General features: G+C 73.1%; 25 protein-coding genes and 1 pseudogene. 9 read left to right on the top strand and 17 right to left on the bottom strand.

The genetic code is table 11. The annotated features are described in order from the left end of the window. Nucleotides 1-32: 32 nt before the first annotated feature. Nucleotides 33-1118: a sodium:calcium antiporter gene (locus EV372_RS23585; RefSeq protein ID WP_197044301.1), complete on the bottom strand. Its 1086-nt coding sequence runs from the start codon at nucleotides 1116-1118 to the stop codon at nucleotides 33-35. A gap of 214 nt (nucleotides 1119-1332) precedes the next feature. On the opposite strand from EV372_RS23585, the gene EV372_RS23580 reads away from it, so the two are divergent. Together EV372_RS23580 and EV372_RS23575 are read left to right on the top strand one after the other, a co-directional pair. Further along, the gene (locus EV372_RS23580; RefSeq protein WP_013152883.1) at nucleotides 1333-2238 is read left to right on the top strand and encodes a manganese catalase; all 906 of its coding nucleotides are present in this window, start codon (nucleotides 1333-1335) and stop codon (nucleotides 2236-2238) included. Nucleotides 2239-2333: 95 nt separating this feature from the next. Further along, nucleotides 2334-3107 (top strand): YqjF family protein, encoded by a 774-nt coding sequence (locus EV372_RS23575; RefSeq protein ID WP_130397819.1) that lies wholly within the window; start codon nucleotides 2334-2336, stop codon nucleotides 3105-3107. A gap of 159 nt (nucleotides 3108-3266) precedes the next feature. Here EV372_RS23575 and EV372_RS23570 read toward each other — a convergent pair whose 3' ends face one another. From EV372_RS23570 to EV372_RS23520, 11 genes are all read right to left on the bottom strand, one after another. Next, nucleotides 3267-5360: a xanthine dehydrogenase family protein molybdopterin-binding subunit gene (locus tag EV372_RS23570; protein ID WP_130397818.1), complete on the bottom strand. Its 2094-nt coding sequence runs from the start codon at nucleotides 5358-5360 to the stop codon at nucleotides 3267-3269. Then, complete coding sequence (locus EV372_RS23565) at nucleotides 5357-6349, bottom strand: FAD binding domain-containing protein (RefSeq protein WP_130397817.1); 993 nt, start codon at nucleotides 6347-6349, stop codon at nucleotides 5357-5359. Before EV372_RS23565 ends, EV372_RS23570 begins: the two co-directional genes overlap by 4 nt. Continuing rightward, entirely contained in the window at nucleotides 6346-6849 is a 504-nt protein-coding gene (locus tag EV372_RS23560) for a 2Fe-2S iron-sulfur cluster-binding protein (RefSeq protein WP_130397816.1), read from the bottom strand. Before EV372_RS23560 ends, EV372_RS23565 begins: the two co-directional genes overlap by 4 nt. Nucleotides 6850-7221: 372 nt before the next feature. Continuing rightward, nucleotides 7222-7782 carry a TIGR03086 family metal-binding protein gene (locus EV372_RS23555; protein ID WP_130397815.1) on the bottom strand — a complete coding sequence of 187 codons (561 nt, stop codon included), beginning with the start codon at nucleotides 7780-7782 and terminating at the stop codon, nucleotides 7222-7224. Nucleotides 7783-7978: 196 nt separating this feature from the next. Beyond that, nucleotides 7979-8371: a VOC family protein gene (locus EV372_RS23550; RefSeq protein WP_130397814.1), complete on the bottom strand. Its 393-nt coding sequence runs from the start codon at nucleotides 8369-8371 to the stop codon at nucleotides 7979-7981. Then, nucleotides 8368-8679 (bottom strand): ArsR/SmtB family transcription factor, encoded by a 312-nt coding sequence (locus EV372_RS23545; RefSeq protein WP_130397813.1) that lies wholly within the window; start codon nucleotides 8677-8679, stop codon nucleotides 8368-8370. Before EV372_RS23545 ends, EV372_RS23550 begins: the two co-directional genes overlap by 4 nt. A gap of 203 nt (nucleotides 8680-8882) precedes the next feature. Beyond that, nucleotides 8883-9518, bottom strand: coding sequence for a maleylpyruvate isomerase family mycothiol-dependent enzyme (locus EV372_RS23540; RefSeq protein WP_130397812.1), 636 nt, complete (start codon nucleotides 9516-9518; stop codon nucleotides 8883-8885). Between the two features lie 272 nt (nucleotides 9519-9790). Next, nucleotides 9791-10318 carry a GrpB family protein gene (locus tag EV372_RS23535; protein ID WP_197044300.1) on the bottom strand — a complete coding sequence of 176 codons (528 nt, stop codon included), beginning with the start codon at nucleotides 10316-10318 and terminating at the stop codon, nucleotides 9791-9793. A gap of 186 nt (nucleotides 10319-10504) precedes the next feature. Then, nucleotides 10505-10888: a VOC family protein gene (locus tag EV372_RS23530; RefSeq protein ID WP_130397810.1), complete on the bottom strand. Its 384-nt coding sequence runs from the start codon at nucleotides 10886-10888 to the stop codon at nucleotides 10505-10507. Between the two features lie 95 nt (nucleotides 10889-10983). Then, a complete protein-coding gene (locus tag EV372_RS23525; protein WP_130397809.1) occupies nucleotides 10984-11178 on the bottom strand; it encodes an ABC transporter ATP-binding protein in 195 nt (64 codons plus the stop codon). A 59-nt stretch (nucleotides 11179-11237) separates the two neighbouring features. Further along, a complete protein-coding gene (locus EV372_RS23520) occupies nucleotides 11238-11861 on the bottom strand; it encodes a TetR/AcrR family transcriptional regulator (protein WP_130397808.1) in 624 nt (207 codons plus the stop codon). A 100-nt stretch (nucleotides 11862-11961) separates the two neighbouring features. Between EV372_RS23520 and EV372_RS23515 the strand changes: the two genes are divergently transcribed. From EV372_RS23515 to EV372_RS23505, 3 genes are all read left to right on the top strand, one after another. Continuing rightward, nucleotides 11962-13422, top strand: coding sequence for an MFS transporter (locus tag EV372_RS23515; protein WP_130397807.1), 1461 nt, complete (start codon nucleotides 11962-11964; stop codon nucleotides 13420-13422). 234 nt (nucleotides 13423-13656) lie between these two features. Continuing rightward, nucleotides 13657-13983, top strand: coding sequence for a hypothetical protein (locus EV372_RS23510; protein ID WP_130397806.1), 327 nt, complete (start codon nucleotides 13657-13659; stop codon nucleotides 13981-13983). 237 nt (nucleotides 13984-14220) lie between these two features. After that, on the top strand, nucleotides 14221-15090 hold the full coding sequence (locus EV372_RS23505; RefSeq protein WP_130397805.1) for a universal stress protein: 870 nt from the start codon (nucleotides 14221-14223) through the stop codon (nucleotides 15088-15090). 107 nt (nucleotides 15091-15197) lie between these two features. Here EV372_RS23505 and EV372_RS23500 read toward each other — a convergent pair whose 3' ends face one another. Further along, a complete protein-coding gene (locus EV372_RS23500) occupies nucleotides 15198-16067 on the bottom strand; it encodes a citryl-CoA lyase (protein WP_130397804.1) in 870 nt (289 codons plus the stop codon). Between the two features lie 134 nt (nucleotides 16068-16201). Here EV372_RS23500 and EV372_RS23495 point away from each other — a divergent pair. Next, nucleotides 16202-16606: pseudogene (locus tag EV372_RS23495) on the top strand (helix-turn-helix domain-containing protein); the annotation flags it as partial. A 195-nt stretch (nucleotides 16607-16801) separates the two neighbouring features. Here the strand turns inward: EV372_RS23495 and EV372_RS23490 are convergent. Both EV372_RS23490 and EV372_RS23485 read right to left on the bottom strand, forming a co-directional pair. Continuing rightward, nucleotides 16802-18052 (bottom strand): CoA transferase, encoded by a 1251-nt coding sequence (locus tag EV372_RS23490; protein WP_130397802.1) that lies wholly within the window; start codon nucleotides 18050-18052, stop codon nucleotides 16802-16804. Beyond that, nucleotides 18049-18843: an IclR family transcriptional regulator gene (locus EV372_RS23485; RefSeq protein WP_130397801.1), complete on the bottom strand. Its 795-nt coding sequence runs from the start codon at nucleotides 18841-18843 to the stop codon at nucleotides 18049-18051. Before EV372_RS23485 ends, EV372_RS23490 begins: the two co-directional genes overlap by 4 nt. A 305-nt stretch (nucleotides 18844-19148) precedes the next feature. On the opposite strand from EV372_RS23485, the gene EV372_RS23480 reads away from it, so the two are divergent. Further along, complete coding sequence (locus tag EV372_RS23480) at nucleotides 19149-20138, top strand: Bug family tripartite tricarboxylate transporter substrate binding protein (RefSeq protein ID WP_130397800.1); 990 nt, start codon at nucleotides 19149-19151, stop codon at nucleotides 20136-20138. Between the two features lie 39 nt (nucleotides 20139-20177). On the opposite strand, the gene EV372_RS23475 is transcribed toward EV372_RS23480, so the two are convergent. Further along, nucleotides 20178-21410, bottom strand: coding sequence for an RNA-guided endonuclease InsQ/TnpB family protein (locus tag EV372_RS23475; RefSeq protein ID WP_197044299.1), 1233 nt, complete (start codon nucleotides 21408-21410; stop codon nucleotides 20178-20180). Nucleotides 21411-21529: 119 nt separating this feature from the next. Between EV372_RS23475 and EV372_RS23470 the strand changes: the two genes are divergently transcribed. Together EV372_RS23470 and EV372_RS23465 are read left to right on the top strand one after the other, a co-directional pair. Further along, complete coding sequence (locus EV372_RS23470) at nucleotides 21530-22138, top strand: tripartite tricarboxylate transporter TctB family protein (RefSeq protein WP_130397799.1); 609 nt, start codon at nucleotides 21530-21532, stop codon at nucleotides 22136-22138. Beyond that, nucleotides 22139-23695 carry a tripartite tricarboxylate transporter permease gene (locus tag EV372_RS23465; RefSeq protein WP_130397798.1) on the top strand — a complete coding sequence of 519 codons (1557 nt, stop codon included), beginning with the start codon at nucleotides 22139-22141 and terminating at the stop codon, nucleotides 23693-23695. A gap of 124 nt (nucleotides 23696-23819) precedes the next feature. On the opposite strand, the gene EV372_RS23460 is transcribed toward EV372_RS23465, so the two are convergent. Next, the gene (locus EV372_RS23460) at nucleotides 23820-25370 is read right to left on the bottom strand and encodes a sodium:solute symporter (protein WP_130397797.1); all 1551 of its coding nucleotides are present in this window, start codon (nucleotides 25368-25370) and stop codon (nucleotides 23820-23822) included. Nucleotides 25371-25372: the final 2 nt, after the last annotated feature.

Raw genomic sequence — 25372 nt, 5'->3', positions numbered from 1 at the left:
CCCGGAGCCCGCGCAGGGGGGCGCGGACGGAGTCAGAACGTGAGCACGCCGAGGATTCCCAGGTAGAGCACGATCAGCAGCACGCCCTCGAAGCCGATCCGGCCCCAGCCCTTCGTCTGGCGGATGATGAGCCCGGCGAGCAGGACCACGGTCATCAGCAGCGCGCCGACGCTGAGGAAGAGTTCGTCGGCGCTGGCGGCGTGGTACAGCGAACCCCCGCGGTAGAAGACGTCGCCCACGGCCACGTTGAGCGCGTCCAGGCTGTTGCCGCCGATGATGGCGGACACCGCCAGGGTCATCGCGCCCCGCCTGACCGCGGCGACCGCCGCGACCGTCTCGGGGATGGCGTTCACCGCGCCCATGGCCACCGCGCCGACCAGTCCCGCGCTGAGCCCGGTGGACTCCACGATCACGCCCGCCGCCTCGGCGAGCGCCCACCCGCCCACGGCCACCACGGCGCCCACCACGAGGAAGCGCACCCACAGCACGCCCGTGCCGGTGCCGTCCTCCTCGTCGGTGCCGTCATCGTCGGGGACGTCCACCACGGTCTCCCGGGTGCGCACGGCCTGCCACATGGGCTGCTCGTTCTCCTGCCTGATCAGCCAGAGCCCGCCCGCGTAGAAGGCGATCATCCCGACCGAGGCCGGGTGCACCCCCAGGAGCGTCACGTCCGGGCCCAGCGCGGTGAGCACGACCACGGACAGCAGGCCGATGAGCAGACAGCAGAAGAGCAGGTTCGCCGAGGAGGCGGCGGCGTGCTCCAGGTTGGCGCGCCGGTAGAAGAAGTCGGCCACCGCCAGCGCCAGCGTCTGCGCGGCGATGCCCCCGACCGCGTTGCTGTAGGCCAGTCCGGGCTGGTCCCCGACCGCGCTGACCGCGGTCATCACGATCCCCGACAGGGACGTGGCCAGTCCGAAGAAGACCGCGCCGAAGACCGCCTCTCCCCAGCCGGTGCGGTCGGCCAGGACGTCGCCGAGGGAGGTCATCCGAACACTGGCCACCACGGTCACCACGGCGACCAGGACGAAGACCGCGACGCTCCAACCCAACGGCCAGGGGGGAGATAACGCCTCCAGCATGCCCACCTCTTTCTTCTGCTGTGCTTTCCGGACCGGCATCTACCCCCTCCCTGTACGGCAAACCCGGGCGGGCGCGGGCGAGCCGCCGCCGGAAGGGGCGCCGGTCGGACGGCCGCGGACGGCCGCGGAGAGCAGGCGCGGATACACGGAAAGGCCAAATCCCCTCCAATCACCGTTACCGGCCGGAGGCCCCGGGTAGCCGGAGTCGGAAGCACGCAGTGCGACGGCCACATCCCCCAGTGACGAGGTGGACATGTTCCGGCACACCAAGCACCTTCAGTTCGAGGCCAAGCCCGAGGCCCCCGACGCGCTCTACGCGGCCAAGCTCCAGGAGCTCATCGGCGGCGCCTACGGCGAGATGACCGTCACCATGCAGTACCTGTTCCAGGGATGGAACTGCCGCGTCGAGGGCAAGTACAAGGACCTGATCATGGACGTGGCCACCGAGGAGATCGGCCACGTCGAGATGCTCGCCACGATGGTGGCGCGTCTGCTGGAGGGCGCCCCGGCCACCACCGTGGCCAAGGCCGTCAAGGACCCGGCCGTGGCCGCGGTCGTGGGCGGGATGAACCCGCAGCAGGCCATCGTCGCCGGTGGCGGCGCCGTACCGGCCGACTCCGGCGGCACCCCCTGGAACGGCAAGTACATCGTGGCCAGCGGCAACCTGCTGGCCGACTTCCGCGCCAACGCCGCGGCCGAGGCCCAGGGCAGGCTCCAGACCGCGCGCCTGTACAACATGACCGACGACCCCGGCGTCAAGGCCATGCTCCAGTTCAACCTGGCACGCGACACCGTCCACCAGAACATGTGGCTGGCCGCGATCGAGGAACTCCAGGAGGACGGCATGGAGGGCGAGATCGCGCCCAACGCGCTCTTCGACGAGGAGAACCAGGAGCACGCCAACACGATCTGGGGCCTGTCGGACGGCACGGCGGCCGCCAACGGCGGCTGGTCGCACCGGCCCGCGCCGGACGGCCGCCACGAGCTGCGCTACCTCGACCAGCCCCAGCCGCTCGGCGGCCCGGCCTCCGCGCCGCCCCCGGACCCCGCGCTGTACGGGACCGACGGCGGTCCCAGCGGCGAGGGCTCGGTCAAGGGCCCGTCCAAGGCCACCAAGGGCGAGGGCTTCGTGGACAAGCTCAAGGACACCCTCGAATAACCGGAACCGCCACGCCCGTCCCGCTCCACGCGGGGCGGGCGTAGGCTCTGCCACGACACGGGCGCGGTCGGCGCCCCTGCGGAGCGGGAGGCCCGGTGCGGGACGAGCCAGCGCGCGCGGACCGGCGGCGGCTGCCGCCCCTGGACCCGGATCCTCCGCCCCTGCCGGGGTCCGCGCCGCTGTACCAGGGCTGGTACGACGTCCTCTTCGCGCACTGGGCCGTCCCTCCCGAACGCGTGGCGCCGCTGCTGCCCGAGCGCATCCGGCCCGACGTCCTGGACGGGACCACCTACGTCGGGCTCGTGGCCTTCCGCGTGCCCTTCACCACGGCCGCCGGAATCCCCGTGGGCGGGTTCGGCGAGGTCAACGTGCGCCTGTACTCGGTGGACGGGTACGGCCGCCGGGGCGTGGTCTTCCTGTCCATGGACGCCAGCTCCGCGCACAACGTCCTGGCCGCCCGAGCCCTGGTGGGCGTGCCGTACATGTGGTCGGACGTGTCCCTGTACGCGGGCGGCGGCGTGCGCGCGGGCGCGGTGCGCCGCCGCCTCCCGCCCGGCGGGGCCCGGGGGCGGTGGCGGGCGACCGTGGGCGGGCCGGTGGAGCACGAGTCACCGCTGGAACGCTTCGTGACCGCCCGCTGGGGCCTGCACACCCGGCGCGCGGGGCGCACGTGGTGGATCCGGGTGGCCCACCCGCGCTGGCCGCTGTTCCACGCGCACGACTGGGCCTACGAGGGCGACCTGCTCCGGAGGGCGGGTGTGCGCGTGGACGACCCCGAACCGGTGTCGGTGCTGTGGTCGCCCGGTGTGGACACCGGCGTGCGCCCCTCGCCGCTGCCCGCTCCCCGGCCGGGGCCGCTCCTGCCGTAGCGTTCCGCGCCCGCCGTGTGGTCCGCTACCCGTCGCGCCCGCCCGCCGTGGGAGGACAGCGCGGACGGACCACCCCGGTGAGACGCGCCTCCCCCCTGGCGGCCCCGCCGGGGCGCGGCCGGTCGTGGTGCGCCCGCGCGGGCGCACCACGACCGGCCGTCACCGCAGGAGCTTGTCCGCCGTGACCGGCAGGTCCCGCACCCTGATTCCCGTGGCGTGGTGGACGGCGTTGGCCACCGCCGCGGCGGACCCGACGATGCCGATCTCGCCCGCGCCCCGGGACCCCATGGGGGTGGCGCGGGGGTCCTCCTCGTCCAGCCACTCCGCCCGCAGGTCGCCCACGTCGGCGTTGGTGGGGACGTGGTACTCGGCGAAGTCGCCGTTGGCGATGTGGCCGTACCGCGGGTCCCGGAAGCTCTCCTCGTGCAGCGCCATCGACAGGCCCATGACCATCCCGCCGAGGAACTGCGAGCGCGCCGTGCGCGGGTTGACCACCCGGCCGATGGAGAACAGGCCGTACATGCGCGGCACCCGGACCTCGCCCGTGTCCGCGTTCACCCGCGCCTCGGCGAAGTGCGCCCCGAAGGAGTAGACCGAGTAGGACTCGTCCACGGTGTCCTCCGCCCCGCTGGCGCTGGCCTCCGCGCCCGGGGCCGGGGAGTCCCCGTGCCGGTCGCGGAAGGCCCGGGCGGCGGCCACGACGGCCGTCCCCCAGGAGCTGGTCCCGCTGGAGCCGCCCGCGACCGACGCCGACGGGAAGGCGGTGTCGCCGATGCGCAGCCGGATGTCGGAGGCGGGCAGGCCCAGCGCGTCGGCGGCGATCTGGGTGAGCGCGGTCCAGGCCCCGGTGCCGATGTCCACCGCGCCGATGGACACCTCGTAACGGCCGTCCCGGCCGTAGCGGACGTGGGCCACCGAACCGGGGTTGAACAGGTGCGGGTAGCTCGCCGAGGCCACGCCGGTGCCCACCAGCCAGTCCCCCTCCCGGCGGACCCCGGGCCGGGGGTCGCGCCCGTGCCAGCCGAAGCGCTCGGCGCCCTCGCGCAGGCACCGCACCAGGCGCCGGTCCGACCACGGGGAACCGCTCTGGGGGTCGGTCTCGGGCTCGTTGCGCACGCGCAGCTCGATGGGGTCGACGCCGCAGGCCTGGGCGAGTTCGTCCATGGCGGCCTCGGCCGCGTACATCCCCGGCGCCTCGCCGGGGGCGCGCATCCAAAAGTTGACCGGCACGTCCAGGGGCGCGATCCGGTGGGTGGTGCGGCGGTGGGGCGCGGCGTACATCCACCGCGAGCACATCGCGCTGTTCTCGGTGAACTCCTTGATCCTGGCGGTCTGCTCCACGGAGTCGTGGACGACCGCGGACAGGCGCCCGTCGCGGTCGGCGCCCAGGCGCACCCGCTGGATGGTGGGCGTGCGGTAGCCCACCAGGCAGAACATCTGCTGGCGGGTCAGCGCGAACTTGACCGGCCGCCCGGGCAGGGCGCGGGCGGCCATCGCGGCCAGGACGTCGTGCGCGTGCGCCTCCCCCTTGGAGCCGAAGCCGCCGCCCACGTGGGGCGCGACCACCCGGACCCGTTCGGGGTCGAGCCCGAACACCCCGGCCACGGACGCGCGGACCACGTGCACGCCCTGGGTGGAGTCGTAGAGGGTGAGGTCGCCGGTGGCCTCCTCCCACAGGGCCGTGGTGGTGTGCGGCTCCATGGGGTTGTTGTGCTCGGTGGGCGTGCTGTAGGTCTGGTCGACCACGACCTCGGCGGCGGCCAGGGCCGCGTCGGGGTCGCCCTGTTCGGTGTCGGAGGCGGGGCCCTCGTCGTCCTCGCCCACGGGCCGGTAGAGGTCCCGGTGGTCGGCGGTGAGCACCACGTCGTGCGCGGAGCGCTCGTAGTCCACCTCCACGAGTCCGGCCGCCTGGCGGGCGGTCTCGGGGGTGTCGGCCACGACCGCGGCGACGAACTGGCCGTGGAAGGACACCTCGTGGGACTGGAGCACCGCGAACTCGCGGTCCTCGGTGTCGGCGAGGCGTTCGGCGTTGTCCGGGGTCAGGACGGCGCGCACCCCGGCCAGGGCCTCGGCGGCGGAGGCGTCGACCGCGGTGACGCGCCCGCGCGCGACGGTGGACAGCACCGGGTGCAGGTACAGGGGGTCGGTGAGCGGGTGCTCGTAGGCGTAGGGCGCCCGTCCGGTGACCTTGTCGGCGCCCTCCAGGCGGGTCAGCGGCTGGCCCATGGCCCGCGCGTCCAGCGTCCCGGTCATCGTGCCTCCTCGGCGGTCAGGCCGCGCAGGGTCGCGGCCAGGGTGTTGACGGCCATGGGGACCTTGAAGGCGTTGTCCGGACCGGTGGCGGCGTCGGCGAGTTCGGCCCGGGCGGCCTCGCGGAAGGCCTCCTCGGTGGCCGGTCCCCCGCGCAGCGCCTCCTCGGCGCGGCTGGCGCGCCAGGGCGCGTGCGCCAGGCCGCCGAAGGCCACGCGCACGTCCTCGACGGTGCCGTCCACCACGCGCAGCGCCGCGGCCACCGACACCAGGGCGAAGGCGTAGGAGGCGCGGTCGCGGACCTTGCGGTAGGCCGAGCGGGCGGCCAGGGGCAGGTGGGGCAGATCGACGGCGGTGATGAGGTCGCCGTGTTCCAGGACGGTGTCGCGTCGGGGTTGGTCCCCCGGGAGGCGGTGCAGGCCGGGCATGTCCACGGTGCGCTCCCCGGCGGGGCCCAGCACGTGGACCCGGGCGCCCAGGGCGGTCAGGGCGACCGCCATGTCGGAGGGGTGGGTGGCCACGCAGTGCTCGGAGGCGCCCAGGACGGCGTTGTAGCGGCCGTAGCCCTCGATCGCCGAGCAGCCCGTGCCGGGTTCGCGCTTGTTGCAGGGCATGGCGGTGTTCTGGAAGTACACGCACCGGGTGCGCTGGAGGAGGTTGCCGCCCGTGGTGGCGGCGTTGCGCAGCTGGCCGGAGGCGCCCGCCAGCAGGGCCTGGGAGAGCACGGGGTAGGCGCGGCGGACGCCGGGGTGGGCGGCCAGGTCGCTGTTGGGCACGGCGGCGCCCACGCGCAGGCCGCCGTCGGGCAGTTCCTCGATCCGGTGGCTGAGCAGGTCGCGCACGTCCACGAGGGAGGTGGGCTCGGCGATGCCGAGCTTCATGTGGTCGACCAGGTTGGTGCCCCCGCCGATGTAGGAGGCCCCGGGGTCGCCCGCGACCGCGGTGACGGCCTCGGCGGCCCCGGCGGGGCGGGTGTAGTGGAAGGGTTTCACCGTGCGGCCTCCCGGATCGCGGCGACGATGTTGACGTAGGCGCCGCAGCGGCACAGGTTGCCGCTCATGCGCTCGCGGATCTCGTCGTCGTCGAGGCTGACCGGCGCTTGGATGTCCTCGGTGACGTGGCTGGGCCAGTCGGCGTCGGCCTCCTCCAGCATGCCCACGGCCGAGCAGACCTGGCCGGGCGTGCAGTAGCCGCACTGGAAGCCGTCGTTCTCGACGAAGGCGCGGGCGACGGGGTGCAGCCGCCCCTCCCCGGCGAGTCCGGCGGCGGTGGTGACGCTGGCGCCGTCGTGCGCGACCGCGAAGGTCAGGCAGGACACGACGCGGCGGCCCTCCAGCAGGACCGTGCAGGCCCCGCACTGGCCGTGGTCGCAGCCCTTCTTGGGCGAGGTGACGCCCAGCCGGTCGCGCAGCGCGTCCAGCAGGGTGGTGCGTGTGTCGACGGTGAGTTCGCGTTTCTCCCCGTCGACGTGCAGTGTGATCGTGGCCTCCACCGGCAGTGCCCTTCCTCGTGTGTGGGTCGGTGTCCCGCGCGCCGCCGTCCACGCGGCCCGCCGGGCGCACCGCGCCAGGGACTCGTCACAGTCTGTGACAGTCGTGGGGCTCCCGGAAGCCGACACGGCGCGGGGGGCCGGGAAGCGGGCGTCCGGGGAGCCGCCACTCTGGCGCGTAACCCGCGGGGGAGGGGATAAACACCCGGCGCCCGCGCGTGCGGGGCGGGCGCCGGCACCGCCAACGTCCCGGCACCCGCGCGCGGGGCGGGACGGCCGTCCCTGACGGCGGTCAGGTCGCGCAGCAGGTGCGGGGTGTGTACGCGCGGAGCGGCCCCGACCGGGCTCGGAGCCCGTCCGGGGCCGCGCGGAGGGTCAGGGGGTCCTGCCGGTGCGGGCGATCAGGCGGTCCTGTGTGCTGGCGTCGGGTCCGACCTCGACGGGGGCGCCGAACATCGGCCCCGGGCCCAGGTCCTGGTCGCTGAGCCAGGCGTGGACCTCCTTGACCAGGTCGGGGTCGAGGCGGTCGTCGGTGCCCAGGGCGCGCGCCAGGTCCCAGGCGTGCACCGTCAGGTCGAAGGTCATCTGCCACAGGTAGAGCTCGGCGGGCGCGTCGCCGAAGGACAGGTGCACCGTGCCCTCCAGGGAGGACGGCGCCAGCCAGGCGGTGCGGGCCTCACGGGAGGCGACCTCCCAGGTGGTGATGGGCTCCTCGCCCAGGTTGTCGCCGTCGAGGCGGTCGCCGACCTCCTCGACCCGGGCTCCGCCCAGCAGGAGCGGCGCCCACAGCTGCTCGGTGGTCAGGTGGTTGACCAGGTCGTGCACGTCCCAGTCGGCGCACGGCGTGGGCAGCGCCCAGTCCGTCAGCTTGACCTCGCGGACCCGCCGGTCGAACTCCCCCATCGCGGTTCCGTGCAGTTCGGTCAGGTGTGCCATGAGTGTCCCCCGGGACGAAGTAGCGGTTGTGCGCCGGTCCCCTACCCGTGCCGCCAGGGGGTGAATCCGCCCGCGCGTGCGCCCGGGCGCGGCCCGGTCCGGCCCGGGCAGCCCGGACCGGCGCGCCGCCCGTGTGTCCGGGAGGGGTCCGGCCGCCGGGTGCGGCCGGACCCCGCGTCCGGACCCGGGTGACCGCCTAGCGCGGCTCGGACGCGATCTGGATCAGGTTGCCGCAGGTGTCGTCGAGGACGGCGGTGGTGACCGGGCCCATCTCCAGGGGTTCCTGGGTGAAGCGGACGCCGAGGCCGCGCAGGCGCTGGTACTCCGCGTGCACGTCGGCGACGGCGAACTGGGCGAGCGGGATGCCGTCCTTGACCAGGGCGTCGCGGTAGGCGCCGACCGCCGGGTGGCCGGCGGGCTCCAGGAGCAGTTCGGTGCCCTCGGGCTCGTCGGGCGAGACGACGGTCAGCCACCGGTCCTTCTCCCCCAGCGGGACGTCGTGCTTCTTCACGAAGCCGAGGACCTCGGTGTAGAAGCGCTCGGCCTCGGCCTGGTCGTTGACGAAGATGCTGGTCAGGTGGATCTTCACGGGTTGCTCTCCTCCGGTCCGGACGTGTCTGGCGCAAGCCATCGCTCGGCGATCCGCCGCAGCGGGGCCGTGTTGAGGTCGTGGAACTTGTAGCGGCCCTCGCGCCTGGTCTCGACGAGCCCGGCGGCCTCCAGCACGGCGAGGTGCTGGGAGACCGCCTGGCGCGAGATGCCGAGCTGGTGCTTCATGGCCAGCCGCGAGCAGATCTCGAACAGTGTCTGGCCGGACTTCTCCGTGAGCTCGTCCAGGATGGTGCGTCGGGTGGGGTCGGCCAGGGCTTTGAAGAGGTCGTCTGCCACGCCCACCATGATAGGCAAGTATTCACTTGCATGTCGAGTCGGGACACGCCGTGTCCCGGAGCGGCCCGCACGGCGGTGGCGTTCGCGGGACAGACGCCGGGACCTCCCTCACCTCATGGCCGGTCCGGTCCGCCTGGAGGAGACCGCGGACGTTCGCCGTGCGAACGCCCGGTCGGCGCGACCTCGGTCCCCCGTTCCCCGGACGCGGCGGGTCAGCCCTCCGCGCGTTCACGCAGGATGTCCACACCGTCGCCGGTGAGCTCGTCCAGGTGCGCGGAGCGGCCGGTCATCGCCATGATCAGGGCGAGCGTGCTCCCGCGGACGAGCGGCCCGGCGCCGCAGGCGAACGGGCCGTCGGTGGCCTGGAGGTTCAAGCCCTGGATCCGGCTCTTGGCGACGACGACCTGGTCCGAGCCCCGGTAGTAGTCCGCCACGAGGGTCAGCGCGGCGATCGGACGGGCGCTGACGATGCCCAGGGGCCGCCTGACGTCCTCGCCGTGCACGATCACCTCCCCCAGGAGGGCGGGCTTGGGCAGGGGCGGTGAGGTCGTGCTCTCCACGATCCCCCGGAAGCGCGCGAGGGTGTCGGCGCCGGAGGTCCCCAGCTGCTCCGCCAGGCGCATCGCGACCTGGGCGTCGAAGTCGAACCGGCAGCGGATGACCCCGGCCAGCCACCGCAGCCCATTGAGGCTCGCCGACGACGTCAGGTGCGCGAGCACCTCGCGCACGGTCAGACCCGCGCACAGCGACGGCGTCGCCCACTGCTCCTCGGTCAGCTCCGACAGGTCGTCGGCCAGCGCCGCCCGCTCCCGGTGGATCAGCGGCCACAGGTCCGCGCGGCCGCTCACCGGCGGGTTCCGTGGCGCGGGCGGGGTGTCGGTGACGTCATCGGGCTCTCCTCGGGGCGGGTTCTCGCCTCGCCCCCACGGTGGTGGGCGGACGCCGGGATTATGGCCCGAGCCTCCGACAGTTCGGCGCCCCGTCGCCCCCGGGCATCGTGGTGCTCGCACCGCTCCCATCTCCGGGTTCCGACGCTGACCCCGTGATGAGGGGACAGCCCGTCGCTCATGTGGAGACACAAGCTCTCTGTCACCGGCGACGACCGCGGATCACCACGGCGTCACTTCTCCCACACGGGTTCGGGCGGCAGACCGCGCTCCCTCCGCGCGCGGTCGGTCACTTCCTGGATGAACGCGGTCTTGGCTTCGGTGTAGTCGCCCGGGGCAGCGGTGGTGGCGGCGAGCCTTCGCTTCAGTTCCGCGTAGCGTGCTGCCTCCCGCGGGTGGGAGCGCAGGTAGTCGCGGAGAATCCTCTGATTGCGGGTCGACCAGCTTGCCCGGGTGACGACATGCAGGATGTGCGTGCGCACCCCGCCGGGTATGCGCACATAGAGCAGCCGGTCGTTCATCCCGTTCGCGTGCGGGGTGAAACCGAGACGGGCCAAGGCGGGCTCGTGGTCGCGGACCTCCCGCAGGGAATCGGTGGCCGCCATCAGGTCGATGACGGGTTTCGCGGCGAGCCCCGGGACGGACGTGGACCCGATGTGCTCGATCTGCGTGAACAGTCCGGGAATCGTGTCCCGGAGTTCCGTGATGGCGGTGGACGCCATGTCGGGCCAGCGCGGGTCGTAGTCGGCGATCGTTGTCACGGCGGGTTCCATGAAGGACAGGTTGTCAGTGGTGCCGTCTCCCGTGCGTGGCACCGACCTCTCAGGCCAGTACGCCTGGGGCGCGTATCGAAGGTGGGCCTTGACTCGCGACCGTTCTCGTCGCAGCTGTCAACGGGTGGATGCGACCAGCTGTCATGGGAAACGGGCCAGGTCAGCGCGTGAGCGTCAGGAATGCATGGCGGCCCGGTCGGCATCACTGCGCAGCACGCAGAATGCGTTGCCTTCGGGATCAGCGAGGATCACCCAGCCTGAGCCGTCGGGATTACGGTGGTCTGCGACGAAGGTGGCGCCCAGACCCAGCAGCCGGTCCACCTCCTGGTCGCGCGAGGTCTCAGGGCGCAGACACAGATGGACCCGGTTCTTGCTCATCTTGGTCTCGGGTACCTGGTTGAAGTGCAGCAGCGGGCCCTCCGCCAGCAGCACCTGGGTCTCCCGTTCACCCGGCCCGTCCTCCGGATGCAGCGGACGGCCGGTCACGCTGCTCCAGAACCGAGCCAGCTCGTAGGCATCCGCACAGTCAATCGCCACATTCTGCAACACCGAGACCATGCGCCCCAGTCTTCCTGATCTCCATGCCGAAGGCCACCGATTTTCGCTTCTCCTCCAGGAGGGGGAACACGTCGGTCCGGGTCCGGCGCATCCGGTCAGACGAAGTACCGGGCCTGGAGGCGGAACAGCTCGGCGTAGAGCCCGTCGGCCCGGCTCAGCGTGTCGTGGGTACCGGTCTCCACGACCCGGCCACCGTCCATCACCACGATGAGGTCAGCCGCCCGGGGCGCGGTGTGCCGCGGGACCCCGTCCTCGACCCGGCCGCGAGGTCCGGCCTCCTTCCCGACCACCCGGCAGTGCCGGAACCCGTGTTCGCGCTCGCGGCCGGGACGGCGGGGCCGGGGGTTGGTCAGCCCTCCGCGCCGGGGCCGGGCGTGTGGAGGGCGGCGATCTCGGCGAGCACCCGCTCCCGGGCCGCCCCGGCCGGGTGGACGTCCACGAGCACGTAGTAGGCCAGCCCTTCGGCCAGGGCGACGAGCGCGACCGCACGCTCCGCGGGGTCCAGTGCGCGGGGCACCGCTCCCCCGTCCTGACCGCGGCGCAGCAGGTCCGCGACCTGGCCGTGGAAGCGCGCGTACTCCTCGCGCATGCGCCGGGCGATGGCCTCGTCGGACAGGGCGAGCGCGGTGAAGGCCTGGCGGACGCGCATGTGGGCGCGTGTGGCGTCGTCGTAGGGGATCAGCTCGGTGAGCACGGTCGTCAAGAGACGGCGCGGGTCGTCGTCTGGGCCCGCCTTGGCGGCGATGCGCGCGGAGCTCAGGGCGTTGCCCCGGTCGAAGGCGGCCTCGATCATCTGGTGCTTGGCGGGGAAGTAGTGCTGGACGCGGCCGGGTGAGACCCCTGCGCGGGCCGCCACGCTGGTCTGGGACACGGCCGCCATGCCGTGTTCGGCCGCCACGGCGAGGACCGCTTCGGCGATCTGGCGGCGGCGCTGTTCGTGCTCGGCTCCCGGTCCTCGCGTCGGTGCGTTCATCCGACCCCCTTTTCGATGTACACACATTGATTTGTGACCCTGTCGGCACTACCGTTCAAACCAATGTAACCACATTGCTTTGCTGGAACGAGGTGGTCCCGTGCCCCGAACCCGGGCCGAGGAGACGACCGCACGCCTGCTGCTCGCCCTGGTGTGCGCCGCGCAGCTCATGGTGGTGCTCGACGTGTCGGTGGTCAACGTCGCCCTGCCCTCCATCCGCTCCTCCCTGGGGTTCTCCGCGGCGGGGCTGCCCTGGGTCGCCCACGCCTACACCCTGGCCTTCGGCGGCCTCCTGCTGCTGGGCGGGCGGCTGGCCGACCTGTACGGGCACCGGCGGGTGTTCGCCGCCGGGCTCGCGCTGTTCTGCGCGGCCAGCCTGCTGGGCGGGGCGGCCCCCTCCCCCGGCCTGCTGATCGCCGCCCGCGCGCTCCAGGGAGTGGGCGCGGCGGTACTGGCCCCCGCGACCCTGACCATCCTGACCGCCTCCTTCCCCGAGGGGCGGGCCCGCGTGCGGGCGCTGGCCGCCTGGACCGCGGTGAGCGTGGCGGGCGGAGCGGTCGGCAACCTCCTCGGCGGCGCGCTGACCGAGGCGCTGTCCTGGCGGGCGATCCTGCTGGTCAACGTGCCCGTCGGCATCGCGGCGCTGGTCATGGCCCCCTGCCTCCTGGGCCGGGAGCGCCGCGACCGCGACCCGCGCAGCACGGGGCCACCTGGCCGGAACCCGCGCGGCCGGAGCCCGGGAGAGGGCCGCGGCGGACGGATCGACCTGCCCGGGGCGGTGACCGCGACCGGCGGGACGGTCGCGCTCACCTACGGCCTCACCCGCACGGCCGAGCACGGCTGGGGGGACCCGGCCGCGGCGGCGGTGCTGGCCGCGGGCGTCCTCTCCCTGGCGCTGTTCGCCGCGGCGGAGTCCCGGGCGCCCGCTCCCCTGCTGCCGCCGGGGCTCCTTCGCCGCCGCGCCGTCTGGGCGGGCAACGCCATGGTCTTCCTGGCCGGAGCCTGCTTCCAGGTGCCCATGTGGTACTTCCTCACCTTCTACATGCAGGACGAACTGGGCTTCGGTCCGCTGCTGACCGGCCTGGGCTTCCTGCCGCACACCCTGGTCACCATGGCCGTGGGCTGGCTGGTCACCCCGTGGCTGATGGGGTTCGTGCGGGCGCGAACGCTGATCGGGGTCGGCTGCCTCACCGCCGCGGCGGGCTTCGCCTGGCAGGCGGCGGCGGTGACCGAGCAGACCTACGCCGCGGCGGTGCTGGGGCCCGCGGTCCTCATGTCCGTGGGCGGCGGCCTGTTCACCACTCCGCTGACCGCCGTCGTGACCTCGGGCGCCGCCCCCGGGGACGCGGGGGCCGTCTCGGGCCTGATGAACGCGGCCAAGCAGACGGGCGGCGCCCTGGGCCTGGCCTGGCTGACGACGACGGCCGCCTCGGGACACGCGCCCGAAGGGGAGGCGTACGGCCCGGTCTTCGGCCTGCTCGCGGCCGTGCAGCTCGTGGCGGCCGCCCTGACACCGGTGCTGCCGCGCGAAACGCGACGGGATCCGTCCGGGGGCGCGTGAGCCCTCCGAAGGTTCAAGAACCCCTTTGACCTGTACTGACCCTCCCGGGAGACACGCCGACGGGCTTCCCCGCCGGGGTCACTCCGCCAGCCCGATCGAGGAAAGACGCATCAATATCACACTCCGGGGTAGCGCAACAGACAGGAACGAGGAACGTGCTCCGTTCGTCATCATCCGCCCGACGGCGGGGTGGCCGACCGGGACACGGGACCGACAGACGAGGAGGAAACCGCCATGAGGAACCCCCTGAGGACGGCGAAGAACCAGCTGATGCGGCGCACCGGACTGGCCCGCCCGGCAGCGGGCAGGCGCCCGCGTGCGGGTGGGCGCACGGGTGGACGCGGCAGCGACCCCCTGGCGATGGCCCAGCGGTTCGCCCGCTCCGCGTCCCGGTCCCGGGGCGGCAGCCCCATGGGACGCGGCGGAAGTCCGCTGGGGCGCGGCGGCCCGGATCCGCTACGGGGTCCGGCGCGCCGGACGACCCCGGGCCGGCGGAGCCCCGGCGGGCAGGCCCTGCGCTGGATCAACTCCCTGACCCGGAGGCGCAGGCCCCGCATCTGACCCGGGCGCGGAGGACGACGGTTTCGGAGAACACAGCGTGACGCCACGGCATGACACCGCGGGGCGGGCCTCCAAGGGGCCCGCCCCGCGGTCGTGCGCGGCACACCCGCCCCGCCCCCGGGGATGGTCCGGGGCGGACCGGGGGACGCGCCCGGAAACCGGGAGCGGCCGCTCCGGGGCCTCCCCCTGGTGATGATGGTGGGTGACGCGGTGGTTACGAGACCAGTGGAGGTTGTCATGGAGCGGTCGGTCCTCGTCGGGGTGGATGGTTCCGAGGCGAGCATGCGGGCGGTGGAGTGGGCCGCGGCGGAGGCCGCCCGGCGGCACCGCCGCCTGCGGACGCTCACAGCCTTCCCCGCGCCGTCGCCGGACGCGGCCTTCGTCTGGCCCGAGGAGGAGATCCGCGCGGGCGCGCGCACCGTCCTGGATCTGGCCGAGGAACGCGCGTCGGCCGCGGCCCCCGGTGTGGCCGTGGACCGGGAGGTGGCGATGGACTCCCCCGGCCGGGCGCTTCTGGCGTGCGCGGGAGAGGCCGGAACAGCCATGGTGGTCGTCGGGCACAGGGGGCGCGGCGGGTTCTCGGGACTGGGGGTGGGGTCGGTGGCCTACCGCGTGGCCGCGCAGGCGTCGGTGCCCGTGGTCGTGGTGGGGCCGCACGCCGTGGCCGACGACAGCACCGAGGTGGTGGTGGGGAGCGACGGGTCGGCGGGCGCGGAGCGGGCCGTGGCGGAGGCGTTCGAGGCCGCCTCCGCCGGGGGCGGACCGCTGCGCGTCGTACGGGTCCGGGAGTCGCCGCCGCCGTTCCTTCCCCCCATGCTCACGTCCTCGCCCCGGACACGGAGGAGCGGTCCGGACGATGAGCTCGCACTGGAACGCGCGGTCGAGCCCCTGCGGGCCCGGCACCCGGGGGTGGAGGTGCGCACCGAGGTGGTGGAGGGCCGTCCCGTCACGGCGCTGACGGAAGCGGCGCGAGCGGCGCGGCTGCTCGTGGTCGGGGCGGGCGGCCAGCACGGACTGACCCGCCTGGCCCTCGGTTCGGCGGCCCACGGGGTACTGCACCGCTCCCCCTGCCCCGTCATGGTGGTCCACGCCGGTGGAACGCCGTGACGGCAGCGGGGCCGGGGCGAACCAGCGGTGGCGAGAGCCGGGGTGGGAGCGGGCACCGGACCGGACGGAGGTAGCCGGTGCCCGCCGTTCGGGGGCGGACCCGCCGGTCAGTCCCGGCCGGAGTCCGGGGAGAGCCGCGGGTCGTCGGCGGCGAGGTGGCGGGTCGCGGGTCCGTCGTAGCCCGCCAGCACCGCCCTGGGCAGGGGCCCCTTGATGCGCGACCCGCTCTGGTGCTCCTCCCAGGCGTGGGCGAGGATGCCCACGGAGCGGGAGAGGACGAACAGCCCCCGGGCCAGCTCCGAGGGGAAGCCCAGCGAGGCGTAGACGACCGCGGTGGCGGCGTCGATGTTCATCGGCACGGGGCGTCCGCGCCCCTTGGCCAGCGCCTCCTCCAGCGCCAGGGCGGCCTCCAGCGGACCGGCGGGAACGAGCCCCTCCTCGACCGCCTCGCGCACCAGGCCCAGGAGCGGGTCGCGGCGCGGGTCGCGCGGGTGGAAGCGGTGGCCGAAGCCGGGCACGTACGCGCCGCGCCCCCGGTACTCGGCGACCACCTCCTCGGCCACCCGCGCCACCGGGGTCCCGTCGGCGACGCGCCCGGCCATCTCCTCCAGCAGGGCGACGCACTGCTGTCCCGCGCCGCCGTGCACGTCCCCGAGCAGGTTGACGCCGGTGGCGACGGCGTTGTTCAGGCCCACCCCGCAGCTGGCCGCCATCCGGGCGGCGGCGATGGAGGGCGCCTGGGGGCCGTGGTCCACGGCGGCGACCAGGGCGGCCTCCAGCAGGCGGGAGCGGCGCGGGTCGGGCAGCTCGCCGCGCAGCATGAGCCAGACCGTGTCCACGAAGGAGACCCGCCCGATCAGCTCCTGCACCGGGTAGCCGCCCGGTTCGATCTCGCCGGGGGCTATGCGGATCAGCCCGGTCCGCCACCAGCGGCCGATCTCCTCGTGGGTCATGGACGGTGTGTCGGTCGTGCTCATCTGTTTGTCGGGCGTGGATACTCCGTCCTTCGGAGCGGGGAGGACACGCCCTCTCCTTCCTGTCGCTTCCTGTTGGATTCGCCTCACGCGATCGCAGAGCGGTCGCTACGCGGTGTGCCGTGACCGGCGAGAGCGTGAAGCGGGCGTTCCGGTACCGCTTCTCTCCGAACGACGCGCGGGCGGCCGAGCTGCCGCGCGCGTTCGGGTGCGTGCGCCTGGTCCGCAACCGCGCCCCGGCCGAACGCACCGCCGCCTGGCACCAGCGCCGGGAGCGGATGGGCTACTCCCGCGCCTCGGCCATGCTCACCGCCTGGAAGAGGACCCAGGAGCTGTCCTTCCTCACCGAGGTCTCCTGTGTCCCGCTCCAGCAGACACTGCGCCACCTGCACACCGCCTTTCGCAACTTCTTCGGCAAGCGTGCGCGGTACCCGCGGTTCACGTCCAAGAAGGCGTCCCGCGCCTCGGCGGAGTACACCCGGTCCGCCTCTGGCTACCGCGACGGCCGCCTGACCCCGGCCAAGATGACCGAACCGCTGGACGCGGCGCTCAATCCCCAAGCCGCCGGGCTGGCGGTGTTGGCCTGCGGAGCTGGTGTGAGACCTCAACGGGAGTCCTCCCGGACGGGGCGACCGGCGATGGAACAGGAAGGCCGCGGGGCGACCCGTGACGAGGCCCTGGCCTCGAACCACCGGTAGGCAGTTGCGGATCCTCCTGCCTTCAGGCAGGAGAGGAAGTCAAACGGCCCTCTCCTCACGCAGTGCGTCGATCTCCCGGTCGCTGAACCCCGCCTCGCGCAGCACCTGCTCGGTGTGCTCGCCCAGCAGGGGCGGCGCCGTGCGCGGGCCCAGGGGCGCGCCGTCCACGCGGACGCCGCTGCCGAGCACGCGCAGCTCGCGGTCCTCCCCGCCGGGGAAGGGCAGCGTGTGCACCAGTCCCCGGTGGGCCACCTGGTCCAGTTCCAGCGCCTGGGCCACGGTCAGCACGCGGGCGGCGGGGACCCCGACCCGGGCCAGCTCGCGCTCCCACTCCAGGGCGGACCGGGTGCCCAGGTGTTCCTCCAGGGCCTCGCGCAGGGCCTCGCGGTGGGTCTTGCGGTCCTCGCGCTGGGCGAAGCGGGGGTCGCGCGCCAGTTCGGGCGCGCCCACGACCGCGCACAGCGCCTCGAACTGCTCCTGCTTGTTGGCGGCGATGTTGAGCGCGCCGTCGGCGGTGGCGAAGGTGCCCGAGGGGGCCGCCGTGGCGTTCTCGTTGCCGATGGGGACCGGCTCCACACCCGCGGACAGGTAGTTGGACACCCCCCAGCCCATGGCGGTGATCGCGGTCTCCAGCATGGACACGTCCACGCTGCTCCCCCGGCCGGTGCGCTCCCTCCCGACCAGGGCGGTGCTGATCGCGAAGGCGGCGGCGAGGCCGCCCAGGACGTCGGCGATGGGGAAGCCCGCGCGCAGGGGGCCGGTGCCGGGCGTGCCGGTGGTGCTCATCATCCCCGACAGGCCCTGGATGATCTGGTCGTAGGCCGGGCGCCCGCTCAGGGGGCCGTCGGAGCCGAACCCGGACACCGCGCAGTAGACCAGGCGGGGGTTGATCGCGCTCAGGTCCTTCCAGCCGAAGCCCAGGCGCTCCAGCACGCCCGGCCGGAAGTTCTCCAGCAGCACGTCGGAGCGGCGCACCAGGCGGGTCATGGCCTCCCGGCCGCCGGGGGTCTTCAGGTCCAGGGTCAGGGAGCGCTTGCCCGCGTTCTGCGCCAGGAACGACGCGCCCAGTCCGCGTCCGTTCAGCTCCGCCGAGGCGCCGAGCTGGCGTGCCAGGTCCCCGGATCCGGGGACCTCGACCTTGACCACGTCGGCGCCCATGAGCGCCAGCTGGTATCCGGCGTAGGGTCCGGCCAGGACGTTGGTCATGTCCAGGACGCGCACCCCCGCGAGCGGCAGGGTCCCCTCCCCGGTCTCGGAGCCGGAGCCTGTGTCGGTGTCGGTGTCGGTCAACGTCTCTCCTGTGTTCCGGGTCCCACGGTCCCTCCCGAGGGGTCGAGCCCGATGTCGGTGATGCGGCGGGCGGCCTCGACCACCGCGGAGGTGAAGCCCTCCACGGCGGCGTCGGTGAAGCGGGCGGTGGGTCCGCCCACGGCCAGCGCGGCGACCGGCGCCCCGCCGGTGGGGCCGTAGACGGGCGCGGCCACGCCGGAGGCGCCCCGCTCGCGTTCGCCGTGGCTGACGGCGAACCCCCGGACGCGGGCCAGCTCCACCTCCTCGCGCAGGCGGCTGACGTGCCCGGGGCCGTGCGGGGAGGCGGCGGCCACGCGCAGCAGCAGGGACTCCCCCGCGCCGATGAGCAGCACCTTGCTGGCGCCCCCGCCCCACAGGACCATCTCGTCGCCGACGTTGACGACGTGGCGCAGCCGTTGGGGGCCCTCCTCCTTGGCCACGCACACGCGGGTGGCGTCGGCGCGGACGTAGAGGTTGACGGTCTCGGCGGTGTCGGCGACGAGTTCGCGCATGACGGACCGGACGGCCTCGGGCACCTGCCAGACGGCGTGGGCCAGGCGCGACCAGCGCAGGAGGCTGGGGCCGACACCGACCTTGCCGTCGGGCGCCGTCCACAGCAGTCCGCGCTGCTCCAGGGTCGCGACCAGCCGCAGGACCGTGGTCTTGGCCAGGCCGGTGCGCTCCACCAGTTCCCGTGTGGAGTAGCGCTGGTTCCTCTCGTCGAACAGGTCGAGCAGGTCCAGGGCGCGCGCGACGCTGCGCACGGTGCCGCCGGAGTCGCCGTCAGGCATCCCTCCCCCTTCCGTTTGGTCCACTAGGTGGTTCGTCAAGACCATCAAGTGGAATCGCGCCGTCAGCGTAGCGCACCCCTTCGACACGGGGCCAGCCCCTCCCCGAAGAACCCTCGTACCGCCGTTACGCGGTCTGGCCTGGGCGAAAGAGAAGCCCCACCGAGACTGTGCGTCGCAACACACTCGTTAACAAAAGGTTTCGGATCGGCATTGACAGTGGTCACAAGGGCTCGCATGATTTCCCAGACCACGAAACGGTCCCGCTGGACCACCTGATGGACCAGCGGGCCGAAAGGGAGTGAAGGATGAACAGACAGCGGATCCTCCGCGCGTCGGGGGCCGTGGCCACCGCGCTCCTGGTGGGCGCCGCCGCGACGAACGCCGCGCTGTCCGACACGAACGCGTCGGAGGCCCGCGCCAGGATCGACATCGTCGTCCCCGCCGATCCCGGCGGCGGCTGGGACCTGGTGGCGCGCGAGACGCAGCACTCCCTGCGCGTGAACGACATCGTCGACAACACCCAGGTCCTCAACCTCCCCGGCGCGGGAGGGACCATCGGCCTGGCACAGACGGTGCGCCGCGAGGGCAGCGCCACGACCCTGATGACCACGGGCACCGTCATGATCGGCGGCATCATCGTCAACGACTCGGCCCAGACCCTGGAGGACGTGGTGCCCATCGCCCGCGTCGCCGACGACTACGAGGTCTTCGTGGTCCCCGCCGACTCCCCGATGGAGGGCATGGGCGACCTCATCGAGGCCTGGCAGGAGGACCCGGGCGCGGTCGCGGTCGGCGGCGGCTCCCTGGGCGGCACCGACCACCTCCTGGCGGGGCTGGCCGCCCAGTCGCAGGGCGTCGAACCCCAGGCCGTCAACTACATCCCCTTCGCGGGCGGCGCGCAGGCGCTCACCTCGCTGCTCTCGGGCAGCCTCGACGTCGGCGTCTCGGGCTACAACGAGTTCAGCGACCAGGTGGAGGCGGGCAACATCCGCGTCCTGGGGGTCTCGGCCCACGAGCGCGTCGAGGGCATCGACGCCCCGACCCTGCCCGAGCAGGGCGTGGACGCGGTGCTGCCCAACTGGCGCGGGTTCATGGCCCCGCCCGGCATCACCGAGGCCGAGCGGGCGGAGCTCACCGCGATCGTGGAGGAGATGGTGCGCACCGACGAGTGGCGCGACACCCTCCAGCGCAACCGCTGGGACGACACCTTCCAGAGCGGCCCCGAGTTCGAGGAGTTCCTCGCGGCCGAGATCGAACGCATCACCGACGTCACCGAGGACCTGGGACTCTCTTGACTTCCTCTCCTGCCTGAAGGCAGGAGAATCCGGAACCACCTACCGGTGGTTCGAGGCCAACGCCTCGTCACGGGTCGCCCCGTGGCCTTCCTGCTTCACCGCCGGTCGCCCCGTCCGGGAGGACTCCCGTTGAGGTCTCACACCAGCTCCACAGGCAACGACCGCCAGCCCGGCGGCTTCGAGATTGAGCGCCGCGTTCACATCCCGATCATGAACCACCCCACAGCTGGGGCACGTCCACGTCCGTACACGCAGCGGCAACGACGCATTGAGGTACCCGCATCCGGGTGTCGAGCACGCCTTAGAGGAAGGAAAGAACCGGTCCACCACGACCAGATCGCGTCCGTACCAGGCGCACTTGTACTCCAGCATGGTGCGCAGCTCGCGCCAGGACGCGTCCGAGATCGCCCGGGACAGCCTCCTGTTCTTGACCAGGTTGCGCACCGTCACGTCCTCGATCACGACCACTTGGTTCTCGCGGACCAGTCGAGTGGAGAGCTTGTGCAGGAAATCCCGACGCCGGTCGGTGATGCGGGCGTGCACCCGCGCCACCTTGCGGCGGGCCCTGTCCCGGTTGGCCGAACCCGGTCGTTTGCGCGACAAGGCCCGCTGTGCCCGGGCCAACCTGGTCCGGTCGCGTTGCTCGTGGCGGGGGTTGGCCACCTTCTCCCCCGTCGACAACACCACCAACGACGTCAGGCCCATGTCCACGCCAACTGCGTCGTGACCAGCCGGACCCTGCTCGACGATGTCCTCGCACAGGAGCGAGACGAACCAGCGCCCGACCGCGTCACGCGAGACCGTGACCGTGGACGGCCGTGCCCCTTCGGGCAGGGGCCGCGACCACACGATGTTCAGGGATTCGGCCATCTTGGCCAGGGTCAGGTGGCCGTCGCGGTAGCGGAACGCGCTCGCGGTGTACTCCGCCGAGGCCCGGGACGTCTTCTTGGACTTGAACCGCGGGTACCGCGCACGCTTGTCGAAGAAGTTGCGAAAGGCGGTGTGCAGGTGGCGCAGCGTCTGCTGGAGCGGGACGCAGGAGACCTCGGTGAGGAAGGACAGCTCCTCGGTCCTCTTCCAGGCGGTCAGCGCAGCGGAGGAGTCGGTGTAGGAGAGCCGCCGCTGTTCGGTGTTCCAGGCGGCAGTGCGTTCGGCCAGGGCGCGGTTGTAGACCAGGCGCACGCACCCGAACGTGCGCGACAACTCGGCCGCCTGCACGTCGGTGGGATAGAAGCGGTACCGAAACGCCCGCTTCACGCTCTTGCTGGTCATGGCACACACCGTAACGACCGCCCTGCGATCGGGTGAGGGAAATCCAACAGAAAGTGACAGAAAGGAGAGGGCGTTTCCTCCCCGTCCTGAAGGACGAGGTGTCCACGTCCAACAAACAGATGAGCCAGCACAGCACAACACCCACCGCCCCGGGCGGGCCCGGCGCGCGGGAGGATCGGCCCACCTGGTGGAGGGGGCGCAGCGAGATCTTCGTCGGCCTGCTCACCATCGGCATCGGCGTGTTCGTGGGCGTGCAGACGCTCACCATGCACGTGCCCGACAACTCGGCCTCCCCCGGCCCCCAGCTCTTCCCCGCGATCGTCGCGGTGCTGATGCTCGTCCTGGGCGCGGCCCTGGTCGTCCAGGTGGCACTGCGCCCCGCGGCGCCCGAACCGGAGGGCACCGACCACGCCGGCGGCGACGCGGGCGTGGTCGGCGACCTGGTCGAGGGGCGCGGCCCGGCCGCGGGCGCCCCCGCCGCCCACAGCGACTGGCGCGCCGTGGGCACCGTGCTCGGCGCGGTGGTGCTCTTCGCCCTGCTGTTGCAGCCGGTGGGCTGGCTGCTGTCCGGCGCGCTGCTGTTCTTCGGCGTGACCTGGGCCTTCGGCGGCAGGCGCCCGCTGTTCGAGGCCGCCGTCGCGCTGGCCTACTCGTCCGTGGTCCAGCTCGCCTTCGTCGGCGGGCTCGGCCTCAACCTGCCCGCCGGAATCCTGGGAGGGGTGCTGTAAGTGGAGACACTCAGTCTGCTCGGCGGCGGGTTCGCCGCCGCGCTCTCCCCCGAGAACCTGCTGTGGGCGTTCGTGGGCGTCCTGCTGGGCACCGCCGTGGGCGTGCTGCCCGGCCTGGGCTCGGCCATGGCCGTGGCCCTGCTGCTGCCCGTCACGTTCAAGCTGGACCCCACCGGGGCCTTCATCATGTTCACCGCCGTGTACTACGGCGGCCTGTTCGGCGACTCGACCACGTCGATCCTGATGAACACGCCCGGCAACAGCTCCGCGATCGCCACCGCGATCGAGGGGCACAAGATGGCGCTCAAGGGCCGGGCCTCCCAGGCCCTGGCCACGTCGGCCATCGGCGCGTTCACCGGCGCGGTGGTGGCCACGACGGTGGTCGCCTTCTTCTCGAAGGTCATCATCGACGTGGCCCTGCGCTTCGGCCCGGCCGAGTACCTGGCGCTGGCGATCCTGGCCTTCGTCGCCACCTCGGCGGTGGTGGCCCAGTCCATGGTGCGCGGGCTCATCGCGCTCTCCATCGGCCTGGCCATCGCGATGGTGGGCATCGACGCCCAGAGCGGCGCGGCCCGCTTCACCCTGGGCGTCCCCTCGCTGTTCGAGGGGATCAGCGTGGTCACGGTGACCGTGGGCCTGCTCGCGCTGGGCGAGGTGCTGCACGTGGTCTCACGCGTGCACCGGGAGGGGGGCGCGGGCAACAAGCTCATCACCGGCACCGGCACCCCCTGGCTGAGCCGTCGTGACCTGCGCCGCGCCGTCCCGGCGTGGATCCGCGGGCTGGGTTTCGGCCTGCCCTTCGGCGCGATCCCGGCGGGCGGATCGGAGATCCCGACCTTCCTGGCCTACGGCACCGAGCGCAAGCTCTCCCAGCTCCGGGCACGCCGGGGCAAGCGGCCCGACGAGTTCGGCGACGGCGCCATCGAGGGCGTGGCCGCGCCCGAGTCGGCCGCCAGCGCCACCGCCGGAACCGCCATGGGCGCGCTGCTGGGCCTGGGCCTGCCGACCTCGGCCACGGCCGCGATCATGCTGGCCGCCTTCCAGCAGTACGGGATGCAGCCCGGTCCGCTGCTGTTCGAGCGCAACGCCGACCTGGTGTGGGCCCTGCTGGCCAGCCTGTTCGTCGGCAGCGTCATGCTGCTCATCCTCAACCTGCCCTTCGCGCCGCTGTGGGCCAAGCTGCTGCTGATCCCGAGGCGCTACCTGTACGCGGGCATCACCGGTTTCGCGGCGCTGGGCGTGTACGCCGCGTCCTACTCCATCACCGACCTGTGGCTGCTCATCGCCCTGGGGCTGCTCGGGTTCATGATGCGGCGGTACGAGATCCCGGTGGCGCCGGTGCTCATCGCGGTCATCCTCGGTCCGCTGGCCGAGACCGAGCTGCGCCGGGCCCTGGCCATCGGCCAGGGTGACGTGGGGGTGCTCTTCGCGGGGCCGATCACGATCGGGATCTACGCGGTCCTCGTGGCCGCCGTGGCCCTGGTCGCCTTCCTGCGGGTCCGCGCCCGCGCGCGTTCGCGCGGGGCGCGGCGCGAGGAGACCGTCGACGCCGGGTGAGCGTCGCGTGCGCGGGGGCCGGTCCGGGCATCGTCCCGGACCGGCCCCCTCCGTGTGCGCGGAGGCGGGCGCACCGACCGGCGGTGTGGTGGGACCTCGGCACGGGCCGGAGCCGGACCGCGGGTCAGGACCGCTCCCCCTCGTCCGCCGGGGAGGGCTCCCCTTCCGCGCGGGGAGTCCGGCCGGTCGCGGCGCCGGAGCCCTCGGGCGCCTCCTCGGGCCGCGGCGCCGCGTCGCGGTGGCGCAGCGACAGCAGGTAGCCCAGGCCCAGCACGATGGTCGTGCCGATCGCCGTGTACCAGGTGAAGCCGACCAGGTCGGGCTGGAAGAGGAACAGCCAGACCATGGTCGCCACCGCGACAGCGAAGGAGACGATCGCGTCGATCTGGCGGGCCCTGCGCACCCACAGTCCCAGGAAGAACGCCCCCAGCAGACCGCCGTAGGTCAGGCTGGCCACGGACAGGCCCAGTTCCACGACCGGGTTGTCGGTGCCGGTGAACATCGCCGCCGCCCCGATGAAGACCAGCCCCCAGCCGAGGGTGAACAGCCTGCCCAGCCGCAGGCCCTGGGCGTCGGTGAGCGTGCGCCTGCTGAACCGCTCGTACAGGTCGGCCATGGTCGAGGAGGACAGCGCCGACAGCGAGGACGACAGGGTGCTCATCGCCGCGGCCAGGATCCCCGCCAGCAGCAGGCCCGACAGGCCGGCCGGCAGCCCCTCCACGATGAACGTCGGGAAGAGCTCGTCGGAGTTGGCCAGGCCCATCTCCTCCACCGAGGCGCCCTCGAAGTGGGAGTACAGCGCCAGGCCCACGGTCAGGAACAGGGCGAACTGGAAGAAGACCACGACGGCGCTGCCGATCACGGCCTTCTGGGCGTCGCGCAGGCTGCGGCAGCCCAGCAGCCGCTGCACGATGATCTGGTCGGCGCCGTGGGAGGCGGTGGAGAGCAGGGCACCGCCCAGGACCGCGGTGACCGTCGCGTAGGGGGCCGAGACCGGGTTCGAGGTGAAGTCGAGGAACTGGGTCTTGCCCGCGTCGGCGGCCACCGCCAGGAAGTTCACGTCGAGGCTGCCCGCGATGACCGCCAGGGCGGCGACGCCGCCGACCGCGTACACCACCATCTGGAGGACGTCCACCCAGACCACGGCCCGGATGCCGCCGACGAAGGTGTACAGGACCGTGACCACGCCCAGCATCGCGATGATCGCGAAGTAGGACAGGTCCACCCCGTAGGAGTCCAGGATGATCTTGACGGGGATGGCCGCCGCGAACAGCCGCACCCCGTCCGCGAGCAGCCGCGTGAACAGGAACGCGACCGAGGCCGTGCCCTGCATGCCGCGGCCGAAACGGATGCCGAGGTAGGCGTAGGCCGTGGTCATCTCGCCCCGGTAGTAGCGGGGCAGCAGCACGAAGGCCACGACCACCCGCCCGATCAGGTAGCCGACCGCCACCTGGAGGAACGTGACGTTGCCCAGGTAGGCCACGCCGGGGATGCTGATCACGGTCAGGGCGCTGGTCTCGGTGGCCACCACCGACAGGCACACCGCCCACCAGGGCAGCCGCCGGTTGCCGATGAAGTAGTCCTTGACGTCGCGCTGTCGGCCGGAGAGCCTGAGGCCGAGCCAGGCCGATCCCAGCAGGTACACCGCGATGACCACGAGGTCGATTGTCTGCACTG

Source organism: Nocardiopsis sp. CNZ308, from assembly GCF_004217075.1.
The sequence above is the reverse complement of the archived record's forward strand: the minus strand, read 5'-3'. Positions and strand labels throughout refer to the sequence as shown.

Coding starts and splice junctions, on each gene's coding strand:
- EV372_RS23585 (WP_197044301.1), bottom strand. CDS start 1,118: ATGCCGGTCCGGAAAGCACAGCAGAAGAAAGAGGTGGGCATGCTGGAG.
- EV372_RS23580 (WP_013152883.1), top strand. CDS start 1,333: ATGTTCCGGCACACCAAGCACCTTCAGTTCGAGGCCAAGCCCGAGGCC.
- EV372_RS23570 (WP_130397818.1), bottom strand. CDS start 5,360: ATGACCGGGACGCTGGACGCGCGGGCCATGGGCCAGCCGCTGACCCGC.
- EV372_RS23555 (WP_130397815.1), bottom strand. CDS start 7,782: ATGGCACACCTGACCGAACTGCACGGAACCGCGATGGGGGAGTTCGAC.
- EV372_RS23545 (WP_130397813.1), bottom strand. CDS start 8,679: ATGGTGGGCGTGGCAGACGACCTCTTCAAAGCCCTGGCCGACCCCACC.
- EV372_RS23530 (WP_130397810.1), bottom strand. CDS start 10,888: ATGGTCTCGGTGTTGCAGAATGTGGCGATTGACTGTGCGGATGCCTAC.
- EV372_RS23520 (WP_130397808.1), bottom strand. CDS start 11,861: ATGAACGCACCGACGCGAGGACCGGGAGCCGAGCACGAACAGCGCCGC.
- EV372_RS23510 (WP_130397806.1), top strand. CDS start 13,657: ATGAGGAACCCCCTGAGGACGGCGAAGAACCAGCTGATGCGGCGCACC.
- EV372_RS23505 (WP_130397805.1), top strand. CDS start 14,221: ATGGAGCGGTCGGTCCTCGTCGGGGTGGATGGTTCCGAGGCGAGCATG.
- EV372_RS23500 (WP_130397804.1), bottom strand. CDS start 16,067: ATGAGCACGACCGACACACCGTCCATGACCCACGAGGAGATCGGCCGC.
- EV372_RS23485 (WP_130397801.1), bottom strand. CDS start 18,843: ATGCCTGACGGCGACTCCGGCGGCACCGTGCGCAGCGTCGCGCGCGCC.
- EV372_RS23480 (WP_130397800.1), top strand. CDS start 19,149: ATGAACAGACAGCGGATCCTCCGCGCGTCGGGGGCCGTGGCCACCGCG.
- EV372_RS23475 (WP_197044299.1), bottom strand. CDS start 21,410: ATGACCAGCAAGAGCGTGAAGCGGGCGTTTCGGTACCGCTTCTATCCC.
- EV372_RS23470 (WP_130397799.1), top strand. CDS start 21,530: ATGAGCCAGCACAGCACAACACCCACCGCCCCGGGCGGGCCCGGCGCG.